16 protein-coding genes and 2 pseudogenes are annotated in these 17,262 nt (G+C 73.9%); 10 read left to right on the top strand and 8 right to left on the bottom strand.

Going from position 1 to position 17,262, the window contains the following annotated elements; translation table 11 throughout:
* On the bottom strand, nucleotides 1–798 hold a 798-nt coding region (locus ACFWOG_RS27715), incomplete at its 3' end, for a heparin lyase I family protein (RefSeq protein WP_380361380.1).
* A gap of 388 nt (nucleotides 799–1,186) precedes the next feature.
* Between ACFWOG_RS27715 and ACFWOG_RS27710 the strand changes: the two are divergent.
* A pseudogene (locus ACFWOG_RS27710) lies at nucleotides 1,187–1,513 on the top strand (IS110 family transposase); the annotation flags it as partial.
* A 458-nt stretch (nucleotides 1,514–1,971) separates the two neighbouring features.
* Here the strand turns inward: ACFWOG_RS27710 and ACFWOG_RS27705 are convergent.
* Nucleotides 1,972–2,661 carry a DUF4232 domain-containing protein gene (locus ACFWOG_RS27705; protein ID WP_380361379.1) on the bottom strand — a complete coding sequence of 230 codons (690 nt, stop codon included), beginning with the start codon at nucleotides 2,659–2,661 and terminating at the stop codon, nucleotides 1,972–1,974.
* A 1,391-nt stretch (nucleotides 2,662–4,052) separates the two neighbouring features.
* On the opposite strand from ACFWOG_RS27705, the gene ACFWOG_RS27700 reads away from it, so the two are divergent.
* Nucleotides 4,053–5,108 carry an NAD-dependent epimerase/dehydratase family protein gene (locus ACFWOG_RS27700; RefSeq protein ID WP_380361378.1) on the top strand — a complete coding sequence of 352 codons (1,056 nt, stop codon included), beginning with the start codon at nucleotides 4,053–4,055 and terminating at the stop codon, nucleotides 5,106–5,108.
* A 2-nt stretch (nucleotides 5,109–5,110) separates the two neighbouring features.
* Here the strand turns inward: ACFWOG_RS27700 and ACFWOG_RS27695 are convergent, their stop codons facing one another.
* Both ACFWOG_RS27695 and ACFWOG_RS27690 read right to left on the bottom strand, forming a co-directional pair.
* On the bottom strand, nucleotides 5,111–6,241 hold the full coding sequence (locus ACFWOG_RS27695) for a sensor histidine kinase (protein WP_380361377.1): 1,131 nt from the start codon (nucleotides 6,239–6,241) through the stop codon (nucleotides 5,111–5,113).
* Nucleotides 6,238–6,996, bottom strand: coding sequence for a response regulator transcription factor (locus ACFWOG_RS27690; RefSeq protein WP_380361376.1), 759 nt, complete (start codon nucleotides 6,994–6,996; stop codon nucleotides 6,238–6,240). The genes ACFWOG_RS27695 and ACFWOG_RS27690 overlap by 4 nt, the downstream gene beginning before the upstream one ends.
* A gap of 178 nt (nucleotides 6,997–7,174) precedes the next feature.
* On the opposite strand from ACFWOG_RS27690, the pseudogene ACFWOG_RS27685 reads away from it, so the two are divergent.
* From ACFWOG_RS27685 to ACFWOG_RS27675, 3 genes and pseudogenes are all read left to right on the top strand, one after another.
* Nucleotides 7,175–7,894, top strand: a pseudogene (locus tag ACFWOG_RS27685) (glycosyltransferase family 2 protein); the annotation flags it as partial.
* Nucleotides 7,874–8,521: a DUF2064 domain-containing protein gene (locus ACFWOG_RS27680; RefSeq protein WP_380361381.1), complete on the top strand. Its 648-nt coding sequence runs from the start codon at nucleotides 7,874–7,876 to the stop codon at nucleotides 8,519–8,521. The pseudogene ACFWOG_RS27685 and the gene ACFWOG_RS27680, both read left to right, overlap by 21 nt.
* Nucleotides 8,518–9,192, top strand: a complete 675-nt coding sequence (locus tag ACFWOG_RS27675) for an SAM-dependent methyltransferase (protein WP_380361375.1) — start codon at nucleotides 8,518–8,520, stop codon at nucleotides 9,190–9,192. The genes ACFWOG_RS27680 and ACFWOG_RS27675 overlap by 4 nt, the downstream gene beginning before the upstream one ends.
* A gap of 40 nt (nucleotides 9,193–9,232) precedes the next feature.
* Here the strand turns inward: ACFWOG_RS27675 and ACFWOG_RS27670 are convergent, their stop codons facing one another.
* From ACFWOG_RS27670 to ACFWOG_RS27660, 3 genes are all read right to left on the bottom strand, one after another.
* Nucleotides 9,233–9,913, bottom strand: coding sequence for a cytochrome b/b6 domain-containing protein (locus ACFWOG_RS27670; RefSeq protein ID WP_380361374.1), 681 nt, complete (start codon nucleotides 9,911–9,913; stop codon nucleotides 9,233–9,235).
* Entirely contained in the window at nucleotides 9,897–10,610 is a 714-nt protein-coding gene (locus ACFWOG_RS27665; RefSeq protein WP_380361373.1) for a molybdopterin-dependent oxidoreductase, read from the bottom strand. The genes ACFWOG_RS27670 and ACFWOG_RS27665 overlap by 17 nt, the downstream gene beginning before the upstream one ends.
* A 64-nt stretch (nucleotides 10,611–10,674) precedes the next feature.
* Nucleotides 10,675–12,042 carry a glycosyltransferase 87 family protein gene (locus ACFWOG_RS27660; RefSeq protein ID WP_380361372.1) on the bottom strand — a complete coding sequence of 456 codons (1,368 nt, stop codon included), beginning with the start codon at nucleotides 12,040–12,042 and terminating at the stop codon, nucleotides 10,675–10,677.
* 114 nt (nucleotides 12,043–12,156) lie between these two features.
* On the opposite strand from ACFWOG_RS27660, the gene ACFWOG_RS27655 reads away from it, so the two are divergent.
* Both ACFWOG_RS27655 and ACFWOG_RS27650 read left to right on the top strand, forming a co-directional pair.
* Complete coding sequence (locus tag ACFWOG_RS27655) at nucleotides 12,157–13,353, top strand: molybdopterin-dependent oxidoreductase (RefSeq protein ID WP_380361371.1); 1,197 nt, start codon at nucleotides 12,157–12,159, stop codon at nucleotides 13,351–13,353.
* On the top strand, nucleotides 13,350–13,805 hold the full coding sequence (locus tag ACFWOG_RS27650; RefSeq protein ID WP_380361370.1) for a hypothetical protein: 456 nt from the start codon (nucleotides 13,350–13,352) through the stop codon (nucleotides 13,803–13,805). The genes ACFWOG_RS27655 and ACFWOG_RS27650 overlap by 4 nt, the downstream gene beginning before the upstream one ends.
* On the opposite strand, the gene ACFWOG_RS27645 is transcribed toward ACFWOG_RS27650, so the two are convergent.
* A complete protein-coding gene (locus ACFWOG_RS27645) occupies nucleotides 13,771–14,628 on the bottom strand; it encodes an S-methyl-5'-thioadenosine phosphorylase (RefSeq protein WP_380361369.1) in 858 nt (285 codons plus the stop codon). The two genes, ACFWOG_RS27650 and ACFWOG_RS27645, sit on opposite strands and share 35 nt — an antisense overlap.
* A 514-nt stretch (nucleotides 14,629–15,142) precedes the next feature.
* On the opposite strand from ACFWOG_RS27645, the gene ACFWOG_RS27640 reads away from it, so the two are divergent.
* The 3 genes from ACFWOG_RS27640 to ACFWOG_RS27630 are packed head-to-tail and all read left to right on the top strand — an operon-like array spanning nucleotide 15,143 to nucleotide 16,427.
* Nucleotides 15,143–15,472 carry a hypothetical protein gene (locus ACFWOG_RS27640; RefSeq protein ID WP_380361368.1) on the top strand — a complete coding sequence of 110 codons (330 nt, stop codon included), beginning with the start codon at nucleotides 15,143–15,145 and terminating at the stop codon, nucleotides 15,470–15,472.
* Nucleotides 15,473–15,487: 15 nt separating this feature from the next.
* On the top strand, nucleotides 15,488–16,216 hold the full coding sequence (locus ACFWOG_RS27635) for a hypothetical protein (RefSeq protein WP_380361367.1): 729 nt from the start codon (nucleotides 15,488–15,490) through the stop codon (nucleotides 16,214–16,216).
* Nucleotides 16,217–16,223: 7 nt separating this feature from the next.
* Nucleotides 16,224–16,427, top strand: a complete 204-nt coding sequence (locus ACFWOG_RS27630) for a hypothetical protein (protein WP_380361366.1) — start codon at nucleotides 16,224–16,226, stop codon at nucleotides 16,425–16,427.
* Nucleotides 16,428–17,262: the final 835 nt, after the last annotated feature.

The following is a 17,262-nucleotide window of genomic DNA, read 5'->3' as shown; positions in this document are numbered from 1 at the left end:
CAAGGCGGGCTTCGGGGATGTGGCGGGGACCGGCGTGGCTGAGGACGGCACGACGGAGGACGGCACGGCCGTCGGGCTGCCGAAGGCCGGGGAGATGGGGGTGATGGAGATGTCGTCGTAGTAGATGGCCACGGGCGACGTCCCACCGTTCACATATCCCTTCTCGGCCTTCCAGTTCGGTCGGTACAGGCCGATCTTGTGATAAGGAGCGGTGTCGCGGTGCGGAGCGTTGGTGGTCTGGCTGTAGCTGTTGGGGCCCAGATGAGACCCCACCTGGGTGCCGTCGAGCCGGGCGGTGATGGAGCCGGGCATGGTGGCGGTGGACCAGGTGATGTCGAAGGACCACCGGTTCCAGCGTCCGAGCCGTACGGGTCCGAGGTCGTACTTGATCTCGTTCAGGAGGCCCGCGCCCACGATCCAGTGGACGATCATCATCCACCGATCTGCCTTGACCGCGAGGACGACGGCCGGGGAGGTGCCTTCGCCGCCGTGCCACTGGGACACGATGGTCTGGGCCTCGTAGGAGATCCAGTCCTGCGGCAGGTAGTTGGAGAAGGTGTAGCGGTAGCTGCCGTACGGCAGGCGGCTGGTGGCTATCTCGGTGCGGTAGGAGTTGCCCTGGTCGGGCATCGTGAACCGAACGGCCTTGCCGGCGTGTCCGCCGGGTGCCGCCACGACGTCCACCGCGCCCTTCCCGTCGATGCCCTTGCGGGGCCACATGCCGGTGTTGCCGGACTCGAAGCCGTCGCCGAAGGGGATGGTGGTGGACTCCGCGGCCGCGGTGGGGCCGACGGACACGCCTCCCACCACCAATACGGCCGCCAGAAGTGCACCGACGCGACGGCTGTGACTGTGACGCTGGGACATGAACCATCCTTGGAGCTGGAAAGTGACGGCGGCCTTGCAACACAGCGGCCTGCGACAAGCGGTGGGGCGGATACATCCGCCCGGCTCTCCCTCGCACGTCTGACTTCGGTAAGAGCCCGCTACCAGTAAGAAGGGCCACCCCGCTCCCCGTCCCGGATTGTCACCCACCTGTTATCGACGGTTCTCCGGGGAACCGGCCCACCGCGGGGCGAGCCGGACGCTTCCTCCGCGTCCACATGTCCAGAACATCCACCCGCAGGACGGAACCTCACTCCGGCCACGGCGCCGGTCCGTCGTCCTGCGGCGCTGCGTTACGGCTGAAGTGCCCCGGCGCCAGCACACCGCCGTCTCCGGGGAGAAGACCGTCGCCAGGCTGGTCCACACCCTGGCCGAGGAGGGTGATGCCCTCAACGAGCAGATCGTCAGACGGACAAACTCATCGAGGGCCGGTTTCGCGAGCACCAGCTCGGCGGCCTACTACCACAGGCTCCAACGCGTCTTCTACGCCTCGGCGTTCGTAAGCATCCGCTGCGATCCGAACTCGCGCGCGTTCCACGACCGGAAGGGCGCGGGCGGGGAGAAACATGCCCAGGCCGTGCTCGCTCTGGCCCGCCGACGCGTCAACGTCCGGCAACTGCGTCCGTGAGTTGTCCGGCCGTGTCCACGTGTCAGTACCTCGGCCGCGTCCCGCCGGGCCACGTCCCCGGTGAGTAGGTCGCAGCGAGCGGAGTCGGTCAAGGCGGTCGTGAGGAAGATTGCCATAAGGGTCCTTGGAGAGTCGGTGGTCGGCGGAGCGGTCACCTCGCCGACCCGGTTCCCGCGCACTTTCGGACGACAGCGGATTCGCGGGAGGGCGGCTCCTCACTACCGGCATTCGCCGTCCGCGGGCGCGGTGCCACAGCCTGCGCGGTGGACGACGGCCCGCAGAGCCGGGCACCACCCCTTCTCCGAGCAGGACCGGCTCGGCGGCCCCAGCCCGGCGAAGCCTCGCGTACCCTCGCCCAACGGGTCGACAACGCACAACGCCAGCCCGCCGCTGTCGACCGGCCGAAACGGTTGGCGAGTCAAAGCGATCACCGGCTACCCCGGTCTGTGAGGAGCCCTTCAATCCACAGACCCCCCGATCACGCCGACCTTCACGGGGGAGTCCATACCCTCCGTGACGCGGAGCGGGCCGACGCCCGGCCAGTCGAGGGTGACCGCCTTCGTCTCGTCCGGCGGCGTCACGATCAGCGCGGTGACGCGGATGCCGGAGCCGCTCGCGTTGCCGGGGTAGTAGATGCCGAAGAAGGTTGACTTGCCGGTCCTGAGGATGCCCGGGACGACCTGTTCACCAGTACGCATGGCAGACAGTTGCCCGGAGGTGGTCTTCAGGTCGACGCCCGGATACCCCGAGATCACGCAGTCCCGGCCGCCGCGGTTCTTCAGTTCCACCACGACGGTGGCGTAGTCGTGCCGGCCGATACCGCGGTCCGCGGCCGTGATCTCCAACTCGTCGGTTCGGCACTCGCCGATCTTGCCAGTGCTGGTGGAGTCGGTCCCGGCGGACGTACCCGTCCCTTTGGAACCCGTCGCGCCGCCCTGGCCGGAACCTCCACGGTCCGCACTACCACCTGGGGTGGGCCCTGCGGGCTCAGTCGGTGTGACAGATGCCGCTGGCACGGACGGCGCGGTGGACGCGACCTGCGCAGACGGAGGACTGCCCTGGGCCTGGCCGCCGCCGTTCTGGCAGGCCGTCAGCGAGAGACCTGCGGCAACAGTGAGAGCGGCAAAACCGAGCTTGTGGACACGCATGAGTTCCTCGGAATCAGTCGGCGGAGCCGGGTGGTCGGAAGGTGCTTGCTGCGGGCTGATGTTCGTTTCGGGGACCCTGTCGGCCCAACGAACCGTGGTCGTGCTCCCCAAGCCGGCGCACGGTGCCTGGCCTCAGCGGATCGGGCGCCGGGGCTTGATCGGTGGCCGTCGCAGTGATGCGGCGCCCCTTCGGACCGGCGGGCGGTCGGCCGGGTTGACGGCCCGGGGATCACCCAGCGGTGATGCGCCGCCCAGGACAGGAAGGTCGGAGCCAGGGCGCTCGCAGTTTTCGGCATCACGTGCCAAGGCGTAGGCGTCCGACCTGGGCAGGCAGATGTAGCGGCTGTCGGCGGCCTCCTGGCTGAAGCAGCGGCGGAAGCACTTGCTCTCGCCGTGCCGGGCGCGGTACGTGGATGCCCGGGTTCCCCGATCATGCGTCTTCCTCCCCGATCACCCTGTCGACGGCCTGCAACGGCGCTTTCGCGGCGGTGTCGTCCGTCTCAGTTCGGCCGCGATCGCCACGCACGGGCACCGTCGTGAACGTCAACTCACTGTCCCTGCGGGAACGCGACTGTGGAGAGGGAGCATCAGGGTGCCCGCCGGGACCCGGGCCGTTATCAAACTGATATGGCACCACTTCCACGAGCATGGGCCCACGGGCTCGACCTCCCCGGCCCGGCAACGGCCAGAGAACACGAAAGGCAAGGGTCGTATAACGACACAGGATGCCGGACCCCTCCGGCGCCTCCTCCTGTGGACAAAGCCCGATCACCGACCCCTGGCGGCCGCGGCCGACGACCGCACGGCCTCCCACCTCGTGCCCGCCGGCGCAGCGCACGGTGCCACGGCGCCTGCCACCGCCGATCGCCCTGCCCCGTCACCGGAGCTCGGAACAGACGGATCACGAACCCACCACCGGCTCGCGCCGGGCCACCTCCAGGATCTGCAGCCACTGCTGTTCAGCGGGGATCCACGACAGTTTGGTCAGCCGCGGCACCAGTCCCCGCTGATGGCCGGCCTGGGCCCGCCGGGGGTGTAGCGCCCTCGGCCGACCGGGTTCGACTCCCGCAGCCCCTCCTCCATGAGGAAGTCGTAGAACAAGCGGAGTGAAGCATGCGCCAGGCACTGCGAGAGATCCCCGGAATCCTCGATGAGCGAAGAGGACTGTCCCCTGCTCGCCGACCAGACTTCCCGGCACACCAGCCGAAACCCTACTGGTCCGTTGACGCTTCCTTGACGCGTCGACGGGCCGGGCGGATCGTGACCAACCGAGGCCATCGCCACCCGAAGTGCGGCCCTCCCATCGCTGGGCGGCACGCGGGTCTTACCGATCCGTGACACCGTCCCGTGCCAATGGGCCGCAGGTGCGATCGGCCGCTAGCGTCGGCGGCATGAGAATCCTGGTCACCGGCGGTGCCGGTTTCATCGGCGTGTCGGTGGTAGGTGCCCTGGTGGCGGCCGGGCACGAGGTGCGGGTCCTGGACGCCCTGCTGCCGGCGGTCCATCCGGCCGGGAGGGCGCCCGTGCTGCCCCCGGGTGTCGACTTCCGGCGCGGGGACGTCCGGGACGCGGCGGCGGTCGAGGAGGCGCTCGCCGGGGTGGACGCGGTCTGTCACCAGGCGGCGATGGTCGGACTGGGACTGGATCTGGACGACGCGCCGCAGTACGTCGGCTGCAACGACCTCGGTACCGCGGTACTGCTGGCCGCGATGGCGCGGACCGGCGTCCGTCGGCTGGCGCTGGCCGGGTCCATGGTGGTCTACGGGGAGGGCCGCTACGTCTGTGCGCGGCACGGCGAGGTGGCACCGGGGCCGAGGCGGCCCGCCGATCTGGACGCCGGGCGGTTCGAGCCGCCCTGCCCGGTCTGCGGCGCTCCCCTGCGGCCGGGTCTGGTCGCGGAGAGCGCGCCCGCCGACCCTCGCAACGTCTACGCGGTGACCAAGCTGGCCCAGGAACACCTGGCCGCGGCCTGGGCGCGTGCCTGCGGCGGAGCCGTCCTGACGCTGCGCTACCACAATGTGTACGGGCCCGGGATGCCGCGCGACACCCCGTACGCGGGGGTGGCTTCGCTCTTCCGGTCGGCCCTCGCCCGGGGCGAGGCGCCCCGGGTCTTCGAGGACGGCTGCCAGCGCCGGGACTTCGTCCACGTCGAGGACGTCGCCGCCGCCAACCTCGCGGCGCTGGCGGCCGTGGGCGACCGCCCGCCGGGCAGCGCGCGGGCATACAACGTGGGCAGCGGCGAGGTGCGCACCGTCGGCGGGATGGCGGCCGCGCTGGCCGCGGCCCACGGTGGCCCGGCGCCGGTGGTGACGGGCGAGTACCGGCTCGGCGACGTGCGCCACGTCACGGCCGACTCGACCAGGCTGCGCGCCGAGCTGGGCTGGCTGCCGCGAGTGTCCTTCGACCGGGGTATGGCGGAGTTCGCCGCCGCGCCGCTGCGGGTGTGAGGTCAGCCGCGGGCGGACGGCAGGGCAATCTCGAAGCAGCAGCCGCCGGCGACGTTGTGGACGCGGGCGCGCCCGGCGTGGGCCTCGACGATGCCGCGGACAATGGCGAGGCCGAGGCCCGCGCCACTGCCGCCGGCCTCGGCCGGGCGGGGTGTGCGGGCCGCGGTGCCGCGCCAGCCGGTCTCGAAGACCCGGGGCAGTTCCTGGGCGGGGATGCCGCCGCAGCCGTCGGTGACGGAGAGCAGCACCTCGTCCGCCTCCCGCCGTGCGGACACCGCGACCACGCCGTCCTGGGGTGTCGAGCGGATCGCGTTGACCAGGAGATTGCCCAGCACCCGGGTGATCTCCCGGCTGTCGACCTCGACCGGTTCGGGCTCCACCTGCCGGCCCTCCAGGCGGACACCCCGTTGACGGGCCAGCGCGTGGGCGCCGGCCAGGGCGTCGTCGACCAGGTCGTAGACGGAGACCCGGGAGAGCGAGAGGGAGAGGGTTCCGGCCTGGATGCGGGAGAGTTCGAACAGGTCGTCCACCATGCCGGTGAGCCGCTCGACCTCGGTGCGGATCCGCCGGAGGTAGCGCTCGGGCTCCTCGGCGACGCCGTCCTCCAATGCTTCGGCCATGGCCCGCAGTCCGGCCAGCGGGGTGCGCAGGTCGTGCGAGATCCAGGCGACCAGCTCCCGCCGGGACTGTTCGAGGGTCTGTTCGCGGGCCCGGGACTCGGCGAGCCGGGCGCTGGTGGCGGCAAGCTCGCCGCTGAGCTGGGCCAGTTCACGGCCCAGCGGGTGGGCGGGCGCGGTGAAGCCGGTGTCGCTGCCGACGGTCCTGGCGGCCTCGGTCAGCGCCCGGCTGCCCGCGACCACCTGCCGTCCCAGCAGCGCGGCCGTGCACAGGGACACGACGGCGGCCATGGCGAGGACCGTGATCACGACACCGAGGTCGTGGGCGGAGAGGAACATGGCCTGCGCGACGGTGAAGGTCCCGGAGGTGACGGCGAGCACGGTGACGACGGCGACGCAGAACAACGAGAGCGCCATCGAGCGCCGGCGCAGCAGCCGGACGGCGGGCCAGCCGAGTAGGCCCGCGCCGCCGGCGCCGAGGGCGGCGAACAGCGCGATCAGCAGCAGGTCCTTCACGAGCGGTCCTCCTCGGCGCGCTGCGCCGGGTCGTAGCGGTAGCCGACGCCCCACACCGTGCTGATCAGCCGCGGCGCGGCGGGGTCGTCCTCGATCTTCTCGCGCAGGCGCCGCACGTGGACGGTGACGGTGGAGAGGTCGCCGAAGTCCCAGCCCCAGACGCGGGCCATCAGCTCCTGCCGGGAGAACACCGTGCCGGGGTGCCGCAGCAGGAACGCCAGCAGGTCGAACTCCCTGGCGGTGAGCGACAGTTCGTTCCCTGCGCGGTGGGCGCGACGGGCCGGCCCGTCGAGGGTGATGTCGCCGGAGCGGACGGGCCCGGCCGGGGTGCCGGGTGCCGGCGCCCCGGCCCGCGCGCGCCGCAGCACCGACTGGACTCGCAGGACGAGCTCGCGCGGGCTGAACGGCTTGGTGACGTAGTCGTCGGCGCCCAGTTCCAGGCCGAGGATGCGGTCTGCCTCGTCGCCTCTGGCGGTGAGCATGACGACCGGCAGCTGCGCACTGGTGTCCTGGTCGCGCAGGCGCCGAAGCACTTCCAGGCCGTCGGTGCCCGGGAGCATCAGGTCCAGGACCACCAGGTCGGGGCGGTGGGCGCGGGCGAGGGCGAGCCCCTGCGGGCCGTCGGCGGCGTGGTCGACGCGGTGGCCGGCTCGGGCGAGGTAACCGGCGACGACCTCGGCCACGGTCGGGTCGTCGTCGATCACCAGGACGCGGCCGGCGGCCGGGGGTCCGGTGGTGGCGGAGGGCTCGTTCACCCCGTCGAGGATAGGTGCCCCCGCGCCGGTGCGGACGCCGCGGCCGGGTTCCGTTCGACCTCTGTAAGATTCGGGGAGCTGCCGCAACGGCGCCCCGGTGGGCCGTCGGCGCGACGTTCGACTTCCGTAAGGCTGCGGCGCCGCCGCGCGGGGCCGAACGGCCCCTAGCGTGACCGGCGTGACCTCCGTTACCCCTCCTTTTCCATCCTCCGGTGTCGATGTCGTGCTGCCCTGCCTCGACGAGGCGGCGGCCCTGCCCTGGGTGCTCGGGCGGATCCCGCCGGGCTGGCGGGCGATCGTCGTGGACAACGGTTCGCGCGACGGCTCGGCCGAGCTGGCCCGATCGCTCGGGGCGACCGTGCTCGAGGAGTTCCGGCGCGGATTCGGCGCCGCCTGCCACGCCGGACTCCTCGCCGCCACCGCCGAACTGGTCTGCTTCATGGACTGCGACGGCTCCCTCGATCCCGCCCAACTGCCCCGGGTGACCGCTCCGGTGGCCGACGGCAGCGCCGACCTCGTGCTCGGCCGCCGCCGGCCTGCGACCGTGAACGCCTGGCCCCTGCACGCCCGGCTCGCCAACACCGTGCTGGCCCACCGCCTGCGGGCCCGCACCGGCGCCCCACTGCACGACCTGGGGCCGATGCGGGCCGCCAGGCGGGAACGCCTGCTCGCACTCGGGCTGGGCGACCGCCGCTCCGGGTACCCGCTGGAGATGGTGCTCGCCGCCTCGGCCGCCGGCATGCGGATCGCCGAGACCTCCGTCGACTACCTGCCGCGCGCCGGCCGGTCGAAGGTCACCGGCACACTGCGCGGCACCCGGCAGGCGATCCGCGACATGCGGGCCGTCCTGGCCGCACCGCCGCCCACCCTGCTGGTCATGGCCAAGGCTCCCGTGCCCGGCCGGGTGAAGACCCGGCTCACCCCGGCCTGCACGCCCGAGCAGGCGGCGGCGCTGGCCGAGGCCGCGCTGGTGGACACCCTGCACACCCTGGCGACCGTACCGGCCGGGCGGCGCCTGCTGGTCCTGGACGGCGAACCGGGCCACTGGCTGCCGCCCGGGTGGCAGGTGGTCCCGCAGAGCGGCGGCGGACTGGACGCGCGACTGGCGGCGGCCTTCGGCCACGCGGCCCGGCTCGCCCCGCGCGCGCCCGCGCTGCTGGTCGGCATGGACACCCCGCAGGTGGGTGCGGCCACCCTGGCCGAGCCGCTCTCGCCGGTGCGCCGGGCCGGGGCCGACGCCTGGTACGGGCCCGCGTCCGACGGCGGCTTCTGGGCCCTCGGCCTGGCCCGGCCGACCGAGGACCTCGCCCGCCGGCTCCTCCTGGGGGTGCCGATGTCGACCCCGGACACCGGGCGGATGCTCCTCGACCGGCTGGCGGCGGCCGGCCTGACGGCCCGCCGGCTGCCCGAGGCGACCGACGTCGACACCGTCGAGGACGCCCGGCTGGTCGCCGCCCAGGCACCGCGCAGCCGGTTCGCCGCCCGCCTGCGCTCGTTCCGGACCGCCCCCGAGGTGGCGGGTTGAGCGGTACCGCGACGGCATGGATCGACGACCCGTTCGCCGACGCCGTCCGCACCGGACGCGGTCCGCTGTGGCTGCGGGGCGACGACGGCCACCGGATCCCGCTGGACATCGAACGCTGGTGCGCACCCGCCGCTGGCGGCGACCACAGCCTGCTGCTGCGCTGCTTCGACCTGACCGCGCCGGTCGTGGACCTCGGCTGCGGGCCCGGCCGGCTGGTCGCCGCGCTGCTCGCCCTCGGGGTCCCGGCACTCGGCGTCGACGTCACACCGGCGGCCGTCAGCCGCACCCTGGGCCTCGGCGGGGCGGCGCTCTGCCGGTCGGTGTTCGACCGGCTGCCGGCCGAGGGCCGCTGGGGCGCAGCCCTGCTGGCGGACGGCAACCTCGGCATCGGCGGGAACCCGCAGGCACTGCTGCGGCGGGCCGCCGAACTGATCGCGCCGGACGGGCTGCTGCTGGTGGAGGTGGAACCGCAGGAGGTCGACGAGCGCGTCACCGTCCGGGTCGAGGGCCCGGACGGCCGGCTCGGGCCGCCGTTCGCCTGGGCGCGCCTCGGCGCCGGGGCCGCCGTCCGGCGGGCCCGCGGCGCCGGGCTGCACGAGGCGGAGCGGTGGACCTCCCACGGCCGGCGCTTCCTCGCCCTGCGCAGGTGCGCCGCCCCACCCGCCCGCTGAGGCCGTTCGCCGCGCCGGGGCGCGCTCCTCGGCCGGCGACTCACGGGCGGGGTGCGCCGCCGCCCCGGACCGGCTGCCCCCGGTCCGCCTGTTCCTGGTCCGGCTGCTCCTGGTGCGGGGCCGGCGCGGGCACCCACTGCGGGTGCTCGCACTCGGCCCAGCGCCGGTCCACCAGTCCGGTCCGCATCCCGCGCCGGGCCTCGGGATCGCGGACCGCCATCCGCACGTGCCCGGCGATCACCACGGCGATCGCCGCCGCGAACCAGTCGTGGACGAAGGTCGCGCCGGTCCGCCAGGCCGGCGGCGTCAGACGGACGAGCCACATCACCAGCCCGGTGCCGACGATCACCAGCATCGACCCGAGCGTCCACTGGGCGTACAGCTTCTGCCCGGCGTTGAACTTGCCCGCCGGACGGTGCGACGCGCGCGCCCGTACGGCACGCAGCCACGCCCGGTCCGCGGCAACGAACCGGCTCAGCCCGGACACGTCCGCGCGCACGGCGTGGAAGGCCAGTCCGAGCAGCAGCGGCACCGGCAGCGTGAGGCCGCACCACACGTGCACGGTGACCACCAGCCGGCGGCGGCCGACCAGTTCGGCCAGCGGCGGCAGGTAGAGGCAGGCGGCGGTGGCCAGGCAGGTCAGCGTCAGCGCGGCGGTGGCGCGGTGCACCAGGCGCCCGGCCCGGGTGAAGCGGAGCAGCAGGTCAGGCGGTCGGCGCATCGTCACGTCCGTTCGAACGGCCGACCCAGGCGTCGGTGTCGTAGCCGAGTTCCTCCCAGTAGCCCGGCCGCACCGTGTCGGTGACGGTGATCCCGGAGAGCCACTTGGCCGACTTGTAGAAGTACATCGGGGCCACGTACAGCCGCACCGGGCCGCCGTGGGCGTGGGAGAGCGGGGCGTCCTGGAGCTTGAGCGCGACCAGGACGTCGTCCCGCCGGGCCTGTTCCAGGGTGAGGCTCTCGGTGTACTCGCCGTCGAAGCAGCTGAAGCGCACCGCCCGGGCGCCCGCCGTGACGCCGGCGGCGTCGAGCAGGTGGGCCAGCGGCACACCCTCGAAGGGGGTGTCCGGTACCCGCCAGCCGGTCACGCACTGCACGTCCCGCACGATCCTGCGCTGCGGCATCGCCCGCAGATCGGCCAGCCGGTAGAGGCCGGGCCGTTCCACCAGCCCGTCCACCGTCAGGGTGTACGTGTCCGCGCCCCGGGTCGGCACCGAGGCGACCACCGAGTAGTACCGGAAGCCGCCGCCTCCCGGCAGCAGGCCGGTGAGACCCGTCGGGTCCCTGCCGGCCACCGCCTCCTGGGCGCGCAGGAGGTACGGACCGGCCGCGACTCCCGCCGCGCCGAGCCCGAGCAGGCCGAGCACCACGCGGCGGCCGACCGGCGTGCCCCGGCCCTCCTCGTTCTGTTCGCTCACACTGGCGATCCGACCAGCCGGGAGGCCGACGGGCCAGGGTCCGCGCCTGCCCGTCAGACTTTCGTCACTTCCGGCCGCCGGCCGCCGCTACTGCCCTTCGCCACGACGGCCCGCGCTCGAGGTACTGCCGCAGCAGCGGGACCACGACGACGACGCACAGCGCCGTCCCGTAGGAGAGCTGCTGCGCGCCCTGCCCTCCGGTCAGGTAGAGCGCCTGGCCGGCAGCAGGGACGGCCAGCCACTCCCAGCGGCCGTCGAGGGCGACCAGCGCAACCATCAGCAGCCCGTACCACGGGTAGGCGGGCGCGACCAGCAGCAGCGCCGTGCCCGTCACGAGCAGCGCGCCCTCCCAGGGCCGCTCCCGATCGCCCCGGCGGAGGACCCGGGCCACCACGATCGCCAGCACCAGCCCCGCCGCCCACGGTGCGAGGCGGTCCGGCAGGACCAGGCGCAGCAGCCCGAACCGGTCGATGTGCCCCTGCTCGTAGCCCTCCTCGCGCAGGTAGCCCGGCAGGTAGCCCAGGACGGAGGCGCCGGAGGCCTCGACGTACGGGAGGTAGGAGAGGGCGAACGCGCCCAGCGCGGAGCCGAGGAGCAGGATGTCGCGGCGGGTCGGGCGGCGGGCCAGCAGGCCGGACAGCGCCCCGGGGAGGGCGAGGGCGGGCAGCAGTTTGGTGGCGGTCGCGCCGCCGAGGAGGAGTCCCCCGCGGACCGCGCGGCCCCGGGCCGCGCAGCCGAGCCCGGCGACCGTCAGGAGCGCGCCGAGCGTGTCCACGTGCGCGTCGTTGACCGCCCACACGGTGACGCCGGGGAACCACCCCCACAGGGCGGCGCGCCAACGTGCCCGCCCCGTTCCCAGCAGGAGCCCGGTGGTCGCCACCGCCAGCAGTGCCCCGGCGGCCTGGACGCCGCGCACCCCTCCCCCGAAGGGGTGCAGGGCGAGGAACCAGGCCTGCGCGACGGGCGGGTAGACGGTGTGCACGGCCGGCCGGTTGATGCGGGTGCAGTCCCCGGCCGCGGTCCGCCGCTCGTCCCAGCCGGTGCAGCCGTCGCCCGCCGGGAAGAGACCGGGATCGCGCAGCCGGGCCAGCGCCGGGTCGTCCGGGGTGTGTGCGTAGGGCGAGATCCCGGCGGCCTGGACGCGCCCGTCCCAGACGTAGCGGTAGGCGTCGTCGCTGGTCCGCGGCGGGGCCAGGAGCCCGACGGCGGCCACCGCGACGCTGCCCGCCAGGACCAGCGGCACCACCTGCCAGCCGGGCACCCGGCGCAGCAGCAGTACCGCGAGGGCGAAGAGCGCGACGTCGAGGAGGTACCAGCCGTGGCGCGGGAGGGTACCCCCCTGGGCGGTACCCCCCTGGGCGACGGTCAGCGCCAGGGCGGTGACCAGGGCGGCAAGGGCGAGGAGGCAGCGCATCACGGTACGGGGGATCACGTCGGCCACCCTCCCACCGGCGGGGGCCGGCGGGCCGGGCGGCGGGGCCGCCGTTCGGATTCCGTAAGCACGTCGGAGCACCGGTCGGGCCCGTGCGGGCGCTTCGATGGACGGGTGGAATCCGAACCCGCCGACTCTGACACCCCGGCCGCCCGCCGCCGCTACGAGCCGCCGCTGCCCGCTCCCCCGTCGTTCCTGCGGCGCGGGCCGTTCCGCGAGGGCACGTTCACCTCACCGCTGCACGAGCCGCGGACGGTGGTCGTGGTGGGCCGGTGGCTGGGCGCGGCCCTGCTGCTGTGCTTCCTGACCGGCCTCATCAGCCATCTGCTCCAGGACCCGCCCGCCTGGCTCGCGCCACACCTGCCGGCCCGTCCGGTGAACGGCTACCGCGTCACCCAGGGCCTGCACGTGATCGCCGGTCTGGCCGCGATCCCGCTGGTCGGCGCGAAGGTGTGGGCGGTCTACCCCCGGCTGTTCGAGTGGCCGCCGGCGCGCAGTGTGCTGCACGCCCTGGAGCGGCTCGGCATCGCCGTCCTGGTCGCGGCCGTCCTGCTGGAGCTGTTCACCGGTCTGCTGAACACCCTGCAGTGGTACCCGTGGCCGTTCCCGTTCCGGCAGACCCACTTCTGGCTGGGCTGGCTGGCCACCGGCGGGCTGCTGGTCCACCTGGCGGTCAAAGCGCCGCTGATCGCGGCGAACTGGTGGTGCCGGGCGGCGCCGGTACTGGCCGGGCGCCGGGCGTTCCTCTCCTCGGTGTTCGCCGCGACCGGCGCGGTCACCCTGGTCACGGCCGGGCAGACCGTGCCCTGGCTGCGTGCCCTGGACCTGCTGGCGCCGCGCCGCCCGGACCTCGGCGCCCAGGGCCTGCCGGTGAACCGCACCGCCGCCCAGGCCGGCACGCTCACGGTGCCGGCCGGCTGGCGCCTCGTGGTCGATGGGCCCAGGCCGTACGAACTCACCCTCGCCGAGCTCGGCGAACTGCCCCAGTACGAGGTGGAGTTGCCGATCGCGTGCGTGGAGGGCTGGAGCGCCGCCGCCCGGTGGGGCGGGGTGCGGGTCGCCGACCTGTTGGCGCGGGCCGGAGCTCCGGTCGGCTCCTCCGCCCGGGTCACCTCCCTGGAGGCCGAGGGGCCCTACCGGGTGATGGAGATGCCCGCGCAGTACGCGGACGATCCGCTCAGTCTGCTGGCCCTGCGGGTCAACGGCGAGGTGCTGGCGGCGGACCACGGGTTCCCGGCGCGGATCGTCGCGCCGAACCGGCCCGGTGTCCTGCAGACCAAGTGGGTCGCCCGGATCGAGGTCGTCGCATGACCGCCGCGCTCCGCGGTCTGCTGCTGGCGGCCGGCCTCGCCCTGATCGGCTACGGCCTGTACGGGCTGCTCGGCGACCCGTACCTCACCGACCCCGTGGACGTCCTGGTCTGGGGGTTCGGGGGGCTGGTGCTCCACGACGGCCTGTGGGTGCCGCTGTTGTGCCTGCTGGGCGCGTTCCTGGTGCGCGGGCCGGTGCTGCGCGGCTGGCTGGTCGTCGTGGCGGCCGTCACCGCCGTCGGCCTGCCGGCTGTTCTGCGCGCCGGTGACGACGGCGGCAACCCGTCCGTGCTGCCGCTGCCGTATCGGCGCAACTGGCTGCTGGTGCTGGCCGCCACCGCCGGACTCGCGCTGCTGGTCGCGCTGGTCGGACGGTGGCGGCGCCGGGCCCGGGCCGTCAGGCTCCGCGATCGGGCCGTCAGGCGCCGGGCACCCCGTGGAGACCGGTCGTGAGGCCGTCCAGGGCGTGCGGGCACGGGCAGTCGCGCACCACCGGGAGGCGCTCCACCCCCTTGAACAGCACGGTGCGCAGCCGGTCGACGTTGCGGGCGAACTCCTTCAGCACCTCGCCGTGGGTGACGCCCGCACCGCTCTCCACTCCCGCGTCGAGGTCGGTCACCAGGGCCACCGAGGTGTAGCAGAGCCCGAGTTCACGGGCGAGGACGGCCTCCGGGTGCCCGGTCATGCCGACCACCGACCAGCCGTTGGCGGTGAACCAGCGGGACTCCGCGCGGGTGGAGAAGCGCGGTCCCTCGATCACCACCAGCGTGCCGCCGTCGACCGGCTCCCAGGCCGCCTCCCGGGCGGCCTCCATCGCCACCTGCCGCCCGACCGGGCAGTACGGGTCGGCCGTCGACACGTGCACCACCTGCGGCACCGTGCCGTCCGGCAGCGGCAGACCGTCGTAGAAGGTCTGCGGGCGCCCCGAGGTCCGGTCCACGAACTGGTCGGGCACCAGCAGGGTGCCCGGCCCGTACTCCGGCCGCAGCCCGCCGACCGCGCAGGGCGCCAGCACCTGGCGCACGCCCAGGGTGTGCAGCGCCCACAGGTTCGCACGGTAGTTGATCCGGTGCGGGGGGAGCCGGTGCTCCCGTCCGTGCCGCGGCAGGAACGCGACCCGGCGGCCGGCCGCCTCACCCACAAACAGCGCGTCGCTCGGCTCACCGTACGGGGTGTCCACCCGTACCTCGGTCACGTCGTCCAGCAGCTCGTAGAGCCCGGATCCGCCGATCACACCCACCTCGGCACTGGAAAGGACGTCCTGGTCGACCGTCATCGCGGTCCGCCTCTCTGCTCGGGAACAGCCTCCGGGCCACTGTAGGAACGGACCGCGCCGGATCCCTGGACACCGGGCCTTACGAATCGCGAACGTCGCCCACACCGCGGGCCCGGCACCGCCCAGACGAGGCCGCCCCAGTGAGGCGGAGTGTCGCGGCGGCCACGAACGAGACAGCCGAGGGTGACGGCCGTCTTTCCCAGGGCCCGGCCCGCCTCCTCATCCGCTACCGCCGGGCCGAAGAGGTCTTCGAGGAGAACACCCGGTTGCCGGCCACCCCCCTGGCCTCGCCCAACTCCGGGCAGCAGCAATTGTCGGCAGCCGTGGTGCTTCCGTTGCTGCACGTAACGGGCGCGCTCGCGCACCGAGGAGCAGGTGCGCCGCCTCCGCGAGAAGCCCTGGCCGCGTTCGACCGCGCCCGCCCCCTTCCCGGCTCCGCGCGCCGGTTGCGCGCCCTGGCGACTTCGGCCTGTGCCTCGCCTTTCGAGCGGGCCCCTGCGGCCATGGAGTCGGCATGATTACCTCACGATGCCTAGAGGTCGGCGAGGCGCTGCTCGCGGCCGTGCAGCAGCAGGTGGCCATCTCCTCCACCGTCGAAGGGCCCCTGGACCTCACCGCTCTGGAGGCGGTGGGCCGCCTCGCCGAGGAGCAGCCGGTGCTGCTCGCGCGGCTGGAACCGGGGCCCGGCGGCCTCGTGCTGCGGCTGCCCGAGCGCGCTGCGCCGCCCCGGCTGCGCTCGGGCGCCTGCGGCCATGACCCGCTGACCGCCTCGCCCCCGGGCGAACCTCTGCTGCGGGTCACCGTCGTCCCCGGTACGGACGGTTCCCACGAGGTAGTCATGTAGTCACTGCCGTCCACCATGCCGTCAGCGACGGCGCGAGCGTGCTGGAACTCCACCGCCGCCTCTGGTTCCAGTACGCCGCACGGCTCCGTGGGGACACGCCGCGGCCGGACCGCCGCAGCCGCGAGCTGCCGGAGCCAGCGGCCAGGTAGTTCGCCGACTCGATCGGCCCGGACCGGCTCGCCGACTACCTCACCGCCCGCTCGGCTGCCGGGTCCTCACGTCGGGCCGTCACGCTCCCCACTGAGCTGTGTCTCCGCCGTGGACCTGCGCGGACGGGTCGCCCCGGCCGTACCGCGCGAGCGCCTCGTCATGGGTGCCGGACCGGTCGCCACCCTCACCCCGCACGCCCCCGGCGACGACCCCCGCGACCGGGCACCCGTGATCCTGGAGCAGTTCCGCGCCGCACTGCGCGCCGGCGTGCCCGAATTGGAACTCCTCGCCGCCCCGCAGGTGATGGCGGAACTGACCGGCGAGGCAACCGCCGCGGTCACCCTGAGCATCACCAACCTGGCTGGCCGACCTCTGCGGCTCGACCTCCCGCCCGACCACAGCGCGAGCCGGCTGCGGTTCCCCTCCCAACTACCCGGCCCGTTCCTCGTGGTGCTGGCAACCAGGACGCCGGAGGGGCTCGGGGGCTCGACACCACCCTCCCCCGGTCCTGGTTCGGTGCGGACGAGGCGGCAGCGTTCACGGCTGGCCTGGACGCGTCGCTCCGGCGCCTGGCCTCGGCGGCCGAATCCGTGAGCCCGCAATGAGTAGCCCGAGCGTGCGCCGAAACGGGCCCGCCGCACATGCCAAGGCGACGCTGCGGGCGTGGGGCATGGTGCCCGAGGCGGTGGTCCGGCGGGTGGTGGCGGCCCGGGTGGGAAGCGCCGTGGCGCGCTGCTTCCTCGCTGCCGACGGCGCCGCCCTCGTCCTGATCTCGGCCGCAGACTTCTCGGCAGTGTGGAGCTGAAGCCAGTTGGAGGCAGCGAGCAGGGTCGCGGGGTCCCACGGCCCGTCCATGGTCATCGCCCGCAGCAGGGTCCACTCGCGCAGGTGCCGGGCGGAGAAGTCGTCCACCGCCACGGGGCCGGTCGTCTCCAGGCACCAGGAGGGATAGCCGGGGTCGGTGAGCAGCGCAGCAGCGCGACGGTCGAGGTACTCGCGGACGGCGCTGTTCGCCATGCCCCGATCGGGGTCGGTGAGCACACGGGTGACGAGGGCGGCTGCATCCTCCGTGGTCACCTCGTCGAACGCTCTGCGGTAGCGGGCAGACCGCACGTGTTCGTCCGGGTCCCAGTCAGGATCATCGGCTGACACCGCACCGCTCACGATCACTACCCCTTCGGCTGACGAGGGCGAAAGTCTGCCACAGCCGCAGCACGGTCGAAGCCCGGCAGAGGTCAGCCAGGATCTGGTCGGCAGCCGGGTTCTCCCTTTGCCCTGGTGCACCGATCCCGGGACCACGTTGGCCAACTGCCTCGCACCGTTTGGCCGCCTACCGTGCAAAGGCACAATGGCCAACGGGACAGCCGTGTTGGCCAGACGGGACTCGGTCTTCGCCGAGGCCGCCCAGGAGGTCCGTGCCGTCGGGCAGGACCCGGCCGCGGCCGTCGACCGCCTGGTCCGCAGTTCTTCGCGCGGCTCGCCGAGTGGGACCGGGCGCAGCAGGAGCTGGAGGCCGGCCTGCGGGTGCTCGGGCACGGCCGGTGGCCGGCCTGCGGGTGCTCGGGCACGGCCGGTGGCCGGCCTGCGGGTGCTCGGGCACGGCCGGTGGCCGGCCTGCGGGTGCTCGGGCACGGCCGGTG

The organism is Kitasatospora sp. NPDC058406, from assembly GCF_042722765.1.
Classification (GTDB): domain Bacteria; phylum Actinomycetota; class Actinomycetes; order Streptomycetales; family Streptomycetaceae; genus Kitasatospora.
The sequence above is the reverse complement of the archived record's forward strand: the minus strand, read 5'-3'. Positions and strand labels throughout refer to the sequence as shown.

Bases quoted from the DNA above. Each gene is read 5' to 3' on its own strand.
- ACFWOG_RS27705 (WP_380361379.1), bottom strand. From the start codon at position 2,661: ATGCGTGTCCACAAGCTCGGTTTTGCCGCTCTCACTGTTGCCGCAGGT.
- ACFWOG_RS27700 (WP_380361378.1), top strand. From the start codon at position 4,053: ATGAGAATCCTGGTCACCGGCGGTGCCGGTTTCATCGGCGTGTCGGTG.
- ACFWOG_RS27680 (WP_380361381.1), top strand. From the start codon at position 7,874: ATGGCCAAGGCTCCCGTGCCCGGCCGGGTGAAGACCCGGCTCACCCCG.
- ACFWOG_RS27670 (WP_380361374.1), bottom strand. From the start codon at position 9,913: ATGCGCCGACCGCCTGACCTGCTGCTCCGCTTCACCCGGGCCGGGCGC.
- ACFWOG_RS27650 (WP_380361370.1), top strand. From the start codon at position 13,350: ATGACCGCCGCGCTCCGCGGTCTGCTGCTGGCGGCCGGCCTCGCCCTG.
- ACFWOG_RS27645 (WP_380361369.1), bottom strand. From the start codon at position 14,628: ATGACGGTCGACCAGGACGTCCTTTCCAGTGCCGAGGTGGGTGTGATC.
- ACFWOG_RS27640 (WP_380361368.1), top strand. From the start codon at position 15,143: ATGATTACCTCACGATGCCTAGAGGTCGGCGAGGCGCTGCTCGCGGCC.
- ACFWOG_RS27635 (WP_380361367.1), top strand. From the start codon at position 15,488: ATGCCGTCAGCGACGGCGCGAGCGTGCTGGAACTCCACCGCCGCCTCT.
- ACFWOG_RS27630 (WP_380361366.1), top strand. From the start codon at position 16,224: ATGAGTAGCCCGAGCGTGCGCCGAAACGGGCCCGCCGCACATGCCAAG.